Raw genomic sequence first — 8,133 nt, 5'->3', positions numbered from 1 at the left:
ATATCCTTGATTGAAAAACTCATGATTATTATAAAATAAAGCATCACCAATATGAAAAATCAAAGATTAAAGGAATTAAGTTTTAATTACTTTTAGTTACAATAATAGAAAACTTTATATACTAACAAAAAGTAATGCAGAGAAAAATCGCATACTTACTATTTTGTCAGAATCTATCTAATCAAAAATTTCAATTTTGAGTAAGTATATTTTTAAAATTTTATTTACAAATGGTAACTACAAAAGTAATTGTATACTTACTCCATTCTTAACAAATAACAACAAATTTTTTCACAAAACATTAATCATCAACCTTAATCATCAACCTTAATCATCAACTAACATGATTTTTTTATTATTAATTAAAATTGTTTAAATCATAAAATAAGCAATATAAAGAACTTTAAAAAATTAATCATCAACCAAAAAATATGTTAATCATCAACCACATAAATTATAATAATTAAGAAAAATAAGTTGATATTATGTTTGAACCTAAATTTACATACACCGATAAAATTGTAAATTATATTGCAAAAATCGCTTCAGCTAAAGAAGTCATCAGTAATGCAAAAATAATCCCATTATATGACACCAAATTAAAACAGGATGCACTTATTAGATCTTCACATTACTCAACATCAATTGAAGGAAATCCTTTAAACTTAGATGAAGTAAAAACATTAATCAACAACAATCAAAAACCAACTACAAAAGCAGAACAAGAAGTATTAAATTATTTCAATGTATTAAATCATTTAGATCAATATTCTGATAAGGTTATTACCCCTGACACAATCCTATCTGTACATAAAGATTTGACTAAAGATTTATTAAAAAATCCTGAATATGAGGGTAAATTTAGAGACACTCGTGTATTTATTGGCAATTTACATACTCAAAAAATAAATTATGTGCCGCCAGATGCTTATAAAGTACCAGGTTTAGTAGATGAGTTATTAGATTGGTTGAACAATTCAACCGATGAAATTTATCCAGTTATTATCGCAGGAATTCTTCATTATGAATTAGTACGTATACATCCATTTGTTGATGGAAATGGACGTACCAGCAGACTTATGGCAACATTAATTCTATCAGTTCACAAATTTAATATCAATGACTATTTCACTTTAGACGAATATTACAATCAGGATAGGCAGGCTTATGTTGATGCACTACACAGTGCCGATAAAAACCATGATTTGACAAATTGGCTAGAATATTTCTGCCAGGGAGTATTATACTCAATCAATAAAGTTAAATCAGAAATATTAAAATTAGGTGAAATCACATCAAAATATGATAATACCATTCAATTAACTCCAAATGAAATTTCCGTATTAACCCTACTTGAAGAAAAAGAGCATATTCAAAATAAAGATATTCAAGAGATGTTAAATATTACTTCCCAAGCCAGCTATAAAATTATTAGAAAACTAAAAGATAAAGAATTAATAGAAAGTAAGGGAAAAGGTAGAAATACAAAATATATTTTGAAATAAAATATGAATCATCAACCTTAATCATCAACCATCATAAATTTTTTATTTTTAATTAAAACTATTTAAATCACAAAAATAAATAATTTAATAAATTTTAAAAAATTAATCATCAACCAAAAAATATCCTAATCATCAACCATATACAACAAATATTTTTGAAATGTGATTTCGTACAAAAATACAGTATTAAATTGAAATATTTTTCGAACGGACTTTAATATGAAAAATATTATTCCCTATCCATATCTTTAATTTTCCTTACAAAAAGTATCACTAAAATAATAGCAATGATCCAAATAACAGATTTTCTTATAATTGATTCAAAAGAGAAATAAATATTATTAAAATTGATCCCATATGAACCTAATATCATAGATATTAAGAAAAATATTATAATTAATGAAATCAAAAGTACTATGCATCCTTTCTTTCTTCTAACTTCAAATGATAAGATTTTATTGAATTTATCTGGAATGACAAATAATATTTGAAAAATTAAAGTAATTAAACCTAAAGTTATTGCCATGGTTAAGTTACTTAATTTAAATGCATTAAAATAACCGTAAATTCCCACAGCCAAACTTAACAATCCATACCATGTTGGAATATAACCTAAAATAATTTCTTCCCCTTCAATACAACTTCCATCTTTAAAAACATCATTTCTAAAGTATAATGCCAATGACGGTACAATGAAAGCAGAGGAAAGAATGATTCCTAAATTCAATTGGTTTAAAAAATAACTAATTGTAATTATTGCAATAATGATTCCTGGAACTGAAAATACCATCAATTTAGACAAAAATTCATAAGTACTGCCAAATCTAATATCTGACATGATTTTATATTTCTTTTCCAATCTTTCATAATCCAAAATGTAATAAAACCAAGGACTAAACAAAATGCAATATAATATCCAAATTACAATACTAAAAAAGTCATTTAAATTAATATATGTTAATATGGCCAATAATAAGAGAGGAACAGTGTAAATTAGTATAGAACATACTCTTTCCACCATTGATAAACTTTTAATGTCCAATGGAAACATTATTTTCAATATTCGTGAATTGCCCATATTCACCACATGTAAATTATTTTTGATATATTACTATCACATTTAATTGTATAAAAATCTTGTGCAGTTTAATATTGACACAGCCATTTAAAAAAATAGTTATTTCAAAATTATAATCAATATAATTTAACTAATTAAAAATAAATATAATCATATCCTTGATTGAAAAACTCATGATTATTATAAAATAAAGCATCACCAATATGAAAAATCAAAGATTAAAGGAATTAAGTTTTAATTACTTTTAGTTATAAAAATAGAAAACTTTATATACTCACAAAAGGTAAATAAAATACAATCAAATGATTTTAAATAAATACGGAGTGTGAAAAAATGGTAGATGGAGAAACTATCGAAACCAAAATTTCCGATAAAAAAGACGAATTTGAAGAAAAAACTGATGAAAAGAAAGAGGACATGAAAGACAAATACGAAGAAACTAAAGAAAAAGGTAAAACCATTGCTGACAATGTCATTAGCGACTTATCAAGAAGCATTGATGAATTTAAAGAAAACCTTAAAAACATGCAAAAAGCAGCAGACAAAAAATATGCTGACTACAAAAAAACTACTGTACAAAGCTTAGATGTTGACTTGGTTGAAACCGAAGATGTCTACTATGTCAAAGCATCAGTCCCTGGAATTGACAAAGAAGACATTTTAATCGAAGCTGGAGACAACGACATCAGTATTGAAGCTACATTCGTCCCATATATTGAAGAATTTGAAGAAGATGAAGCTGAACTTATTGTCAACTCCTTAAAATCAGGAAGATGCGTTAAAACCATCAGATTTGAAAACAGCATCGACTTAGAAAACATTTCAGCAAAATTCAATAACGGAATGGTAATCATCAGCATTCCAAAATTAATTATACCAAAACATAAAGTAAATGTGGAATAATCATTCTACATTCCTTTCCTTTTTTTTATGAAAATCTTTTAAAAAAAATAGTTTAATGTAGATTGAATCTACATCTAATATCTTACTTTTCCAATGTGTCTTGTTGCACCAGGATCTTCTCCGTTGAAGTGTGCCAAGTAATATACAAACCATTCAAGAGGAATAACCAAAACGAATGGAGACAGTAATTTATCCACTTCAGCATAATCTGCAAGTTTATATATTATTGATTTTGCTTCTAGATTTTCGCAAAAGTCAATTGCCTTTTGAGTTATTTCATCGGATTCAAGATCTGATGTTAAAAATATTACAGGAACATCCTTTTCAGCCCTTTCAATCAATCCGTGACGGAATTCTGCTGAATATTCAGGGCATGCATGTTTGATTGCTCCTTCCATAAGCATGGTCATTGCCAGTTTGTATGCAAGACCGAAGTTCGGACCGCTTCCAAGACAGTAGAATATGTCTTCTCCAGCATATTTTTCAGCCAATGCCTTGTTGTCCTCTTCAGTTGTAAGCAATAGCTTTTCAAGCATTTCAGGCATTTCACCTAATTCTGACAGGAGTTCATCCTTGTTTTCATAGTCAGAAGCGCTGAATAATATTTGATATAGACAGGCAAGCTGGGTGATGTAAGTTTTTGTACCTAAAATAGCTGTTTCTGTCTCGCATCTGGTTATAATTGGAGTTTTAGCTTCTTTTATCATTGAGCTTTCAGGTTCGTTTGAAATTGAAACTGTGTGAATGCCGTATTCATTAGCTCTTCTCAGTGATGATAAAGTATCAGCGGTTTCGCCGGATTGGGAAGTGAAAATAGCCAATGTGTTTTCGTCTTGCTGTAATTTCTTATTGTAGTAAAATTCATATCCTGTGTAAACTTCAATGTTAATGTTGGTGGTTGACATCCTTATTGCATCTCTGACGCTGTAGCAGGTTGAAATTGAACTGCCGCAACCGATTAAATATACCTTGTCAACATCGCCAATCAAATTTGAAACCTCTTCCATTTTGGAAAATTCACTTTCAAAAGTGCTTTTAAGTGAATCAGGCTGTTCCATCATTTCGTCATACATTTTATATTTCATAAGCTAAACTCCTTAAAATCAATTAATAATATTAAATATGTTGTTAAAACATATATAAAAGTATTTTTAAAATAACAAAAAACAAGGATAATTATGGAAATCGATTTAAATTTAATTGGGATGGATAAGGGAAAGCAGTATGAAACAATAATCACCACCGTCAACTGTGAAAATGTCCAAAATGCAGCGCCCATTGGAGTGCTTTGTTCGGGCAATGACACAATTTTATGCAGAATTTTCAAAGGACGTAAAACCCTGGACAACATAATATCACAAAGGGAGTTTACCGTAAACATCACACATGACCCTGAACTGTTTACATTATCCACTATAGGCAATCTTCCCCCGGAATATTTCAGCAATGACAATTCCATCAGGGGCGTTGATGCCTATTTCAAATGTGAGGTAATCAGCCTTAAGGAAGCTGTAAAGCAAAGCGATCCCATCAGAAAAAAAGAAGAGGCGATTGTCATAAAGTCCAAAGTTACCGATATGATTATCAGAAATGAAACTAAAGCATTTAACAGGGCTTTCAGCTGCCTCATAGAAACCTTGGCCAATTTCACCCGTTTCGATTTGGTTGATGAAGAAAAAAAGCAATACTATTTAACAAGATTCAGGGAATGCAGCCGTGTCGTCAACAAGGTTGGTGGAAAAGAAGAAAAGCAGTCAATGGGTGAGATAAAAAAAGAATTAATAAAAAGGGGATATGAAATTTAGTCCACAATCACGTCCATGAATTCAAAGTTATCCCCGTCGAACAATCCCTTATCTGATATTTTTATTGAAGGAATCACCAGAAGCGCCATGAATTCCATTGTCATGAACGGTGCGTCGAAAGTGCATCCGAGTGCTTTCACCATCTGCTGAAGCTTTGCCAATTTTTCTGCAACGACATATCCGTCTTCATTGCTCATAAGCCCTGCAATCGGGAGTTCTAGAAAATCGCTGGCTTCATCGCTTACAACTGCAATTCCACCATGATTGTCGATAACCATGTTTACGGCTTTTGCCATCATTTCAGAATCATGTCCGATAGTGATGATATTGTGTGAGTCATGGGAAATGGATGCTGCAATGGCACCCATCTTAAGGCCGAAACCATGAATGAATGCATTGGAAACATTATCATGACCGTACCTTTCTACAACTGATATCTTCAGCACATCCTGGAAAATGTCTGACTGGACTATTCCATCTTGGACATTTAATTTTGCAGTCATCTTTTTGGTCAGCAGTTCACCGTTGTAACATTTTATCACATTGACTGTGCACTCATCACCGTCATAATGTATGTCGAAATCGCTTGCGGTTTTTCTGGAGGCGAAAATTGAATTTTCCGAATTAAATTCCGGAACGTCAAAGAGAACATTTTCACCGTCGAAAACACATTCCCCTCCAATGTATGTTTTGAGTACATTGAAGTTTACCAAATCATCTACAATGACAAAATCCGCATCATATCCTTCCCTGATACAACCGCAGTTTAAATTATAATGTGCAGCCGGATTGATTGTAACCATTTCAACAGATTTGAAAGTATCTATTCCCAGTTCAGTCGCTTTTTTGATGGATTTATTCAAATGCCCGCTGATTAGGTCCTTTGGATTCTTATCGTCACTGACTATGAAATCAAATATTGGTGTGTTGATTCTTTTTTCCAACACTTCAGTCGGAACCAGAGAAAATTCATCCTGATTTCTGATGAACTCAATACGTTTTGAAATATCGAAAAGAGCCTCCATATTTTTAGCAGATGAACCATCACGTACCATAATTTTCATACCTTTCAACTTTTTTTCAATAGCTTCCCCAAAAGTACTGCATTCATGATCAGTAAGTATATATTGTGAAAGGTATTTATCCAAATCTTTACCGGTAAGCAATGGGGCATGACCGTCAATCGGTTTTTTGGACTGCCTTGCATATTCCAGTTTCTTGAGGACTTCCTCATCCCCATTTATGACACCTGGAAAATTCATCATCTCGGCAAGCCCGACAACATCATCCATTTCAAGCAAAAATTTGATATCCTCAGAATCAATTACGGCACCTGAAGTTTCAAATGAAGTTGCAGGTACGCATGAAGATGCTGTAAAATAAAACTTAAATGGAACTTCAGAAGCGCTTTTCATCATTATTTCAATGCCCTTAAACCCCATGACGTTTGCAATTTCATGAGGATCGCAGACAACAGAAGTGGTACCGTGGCGCACCGCAATCTTTGCGAATTGTGCAGGAGTAAGCATGCTGCTTTCTATATGAATATGAGCATCAATCAATCCAGGAACCACAAGACCATCGACATCCAGCTCGGTGTCTTCGGTTATCAAAATTGGAGCGACCTCCTTGAAGATGCCGTCCTCTATCCTGATTCTTGCAGGATAAAATGAGTCAAAAAGCACATCCAAAATATAAGCTGTAAATTCCATGTTATTCCTCATTCAACGCATTGTATAACAAAGGCATGAATGTTCCTATATCGGTTACAATACCTACAACCTGTGCGCTTCCCCTGTCGGATAATTTGGTAACTGTGGATGGGTTGATATCCACGCAGATACTTTTAACCCTTGAAGGCAATAGGTTACCCATTGCGATTGAATGAAGCATTGTTGAAATCATCAATACCATGTCAACTTCCTGAGCGTATTTTCTCATGAGCTTTTGGGCTTCAATGACATCGGTTATTACGTCTGGAAGAGGGCCGTCATCACGGATTGAACCTGCAAGGACAAATGGAACCTCATTTTTAATGCACTCATACATTATTCCACCAGTTAGGGTTCCGTCTTCAACAGCTTTTCTAATGGAGCCTGAATTGTTGATTCTGTTGATTGCCCTCATGTGGTGGGTGTGTCCGTGAGCTACGATTTTACCGGTTTCCACTTCGATTCCAAGAGATGTGCCGAAGAGATTTGATTCAATGTCGTGGGTAGCAAGAGCATTACCTGCCATGATGACATCTATGTAACCATCCCTAATCAATGATGCAAGGTATTTTCCGGAACCTGTGTGTACTATAGCAGGACCCCCTACAATACCTATTTTTCCTCCTTTGGCCTTGATTTCCTTCATTTCCTGAGCAATACCATTTATTAGATTCATCAAAGGCTTTTCTGAAGATACATCACTGTTCATGAATTCGAATACCTGGTGTTCATCCCTTGATCTTTGAGGAGGGGTTACCCTGACTCCGTCAAGGCCAACGACAATCTTGTCTCCTGCCTCAACATTGGCAATAGGCTTTACGAATGCCCTGTTTTCCTCTTCATCAACTACAACCAGACAGTCCATTTCTATATCTTCAACAGGAATCCAGTTTCCATTATAGTAAATGTGTGTGGCGTGATTGGAAGATGAATAAAAACCTTCAGGAGCAACTTTATCTTTGGTTGATGCAACAAGATTGACTTCCTTTATTTCATGGATTGAAGCTCCAAGAACAGACAGTTCATCAAGTATTGCATTCAACAATTGGGGAGAATGGGCGGAAACTTCTATTTTTGCATGACTTAAATCTGATTTTTTACGTCCAACATCGATTTCCAAAATGTCAAAT

At 33.0% G+C, this 8,133-nt stretch carries 7 protein-coding genes; 3 read left to right on the top strand and 4 right to left on the bottom strand.

Going from position 1 to position 8,133, the window contains the following annotated elements; translation table 11 throughout:
* Positions 1-485: 485 nt before the first annotated feature.
* The gene (locus QZ143_RS06015; RefSeq protein WP_292882201.1) at positions 486-1,505 is read left to right on the top strand and encodes a Fic family protein; all 1,020 of its coding nucleotides are present in this window, start codon (positions 486-488) and stop codon (positions 1,503-1,505) included.
* A gap of 229 nt (positions 1,506-1,734) precedes the next feature.
* On the opposite strand, the gene QZ143_RS06010 is transcribed toward QZ143_RS06015, so the two are convergent.
* Positions 1,735-2,343: a hypothetical protein gene (locus QZ143_RS06010; RefSeq protein WP_292882199.1), complete on the bottom strand. Its 609-nt coding sequence runs from the start codon at positions 2,341-2,343 to the stop codon at positions 1,735-1,737.
* Between the two features lie 573 nt (positions 2,344-2,916).
* On the opposite strand from QZ143_RS06010, the gene QZ143_RS06005 reads away from it, so the two are divergent.
* Positions 2,917-3,486 carry an Hsp20/alpha crystallin family protein gene (locus QZ143_RS06005; RefSeq protein ID WP_292882196.1) on the top strand — a complete coding sequence of 190 codons (570 nt, stop codon included), beginning with the start codon at positions 2,917-2,919 and terminating at the stop codon, positions 3,484-3,486.
* Positions 3,487-3,560: 74 nt separating this feature from the next.
* Here the strand turns inward: QZ143_RS06005 and QZ143_RS06000 are convergent, their stop codons facing one another.
* Positions 3,561-4,571 carry an SIS domain-containing protein gene (locus QZ143_RS06000; protein ID WP_292606764.1) on the bottom strand — a complete coding sequence of 337 codons (1,011 nt, stop codon included), beginning with the start codon at positions 4,569-4,571 and terminating at the stop codon, positions 3,561-3,563.
* A 93-nt stretch (positions 4,572-4,664) separates the two neighbouring features.
* Between QZ143_RS06000 and QZ143_RS05995 the strand changes: the two genes are divergently transcribed.
* Positions 4,665-5,291, top strand: a complete 627-nt coding sequence (locus tag QZ143_RS05995; RefSeq protein ID WP_292882194.1) for a DUF447 domain-containing protein — start codon at positions 4,665-4,667, stop codon at positions 5,289-5,291.
* Here QZ143_RS05995 and ade read toward each other — a convergent pair.
* Together ade and QZ143_RS05985 are read right to left on the bottom strand one after the other, a co-directional pair.
* The gene (gene ade / locus QZ143_RS05990) at positions 5,288-7,003 is read right to left on the bottom strand and encodes an adenine deaminase (protein WP_292882191.1); all 1,716 of its coding nucleotides are present in this window, start codon (positions 7,001-7,003) and stop codon (positions 5,288-5,290) included. The genes QZ143_RS05995 and ade overlap by 4 nt on opposite strands.
* Position 7,004: 1 nt before the next feature.
* Positions 7,005-8,133: TIGR00300 family protein (locus tag QZ143_RS05985; protein ID WP_292882188.1), on the bottom strand; the 1,129-nt coding region annotated here is incomplete at its 5' end.

The organism is Methanobrevibacter sp. UBA188 (assembly GCF_905234905.1).
Lineage (GTDB): Archaea > Methanobacteriota > Methanobacteria > Methanobacteriales > Methanobacteriaceae > Methanocatella.
The sequence above is the reverse complement of the archived record's forward strand: the minus strand, read 5'-3'. Positions and strand labels throughout refer to the sequence as shown.

Bases quoted from the DNA above. Each gene is read 5' to 3' on its own strand.
- QZ143_RS06015 (WP_292882201.1), top strand. From the start codon at position 486: ATGTTTGAACCTAAATTTACATACACCGATAAAATTGTAAATTATATT.
- QZ143_RS06010 (WP_292882199.1), bottom strand. From the start codon at position 2,343: ATGTCAGATATTAGATTTGGCAGTACTTATGAATTTTTGTCTAAATTG.
- QZ143_RS06005 (WP_292882196.1), top strand. From the start codon at position 2,917: ATGGTAGATGGAGAAACTATCGAAACCAAAATTTCCGATAAAAAAGAC.
- QZ143_RS06000 (WP_292606764.1), bottom strand. From the start codon at position 4,571: ATGAAATATAAAATGTATGACGAAATGATGGAACAGCCTGATTCACTT.
- QZ143_RS05995 (WP_292882194.1), top strand. From the start codon at position 4,665: ATGGAAATCGATTTAAATTTAATTGGGATGGATAAGGGAAAGCAGTAT.
- ade (WP_292882191.1), bottom strand. From the start codon at position 7,003: ATGGAATTTACAGCTTATATTTTGGATGTGCTTTTTGACTCATTTTAT.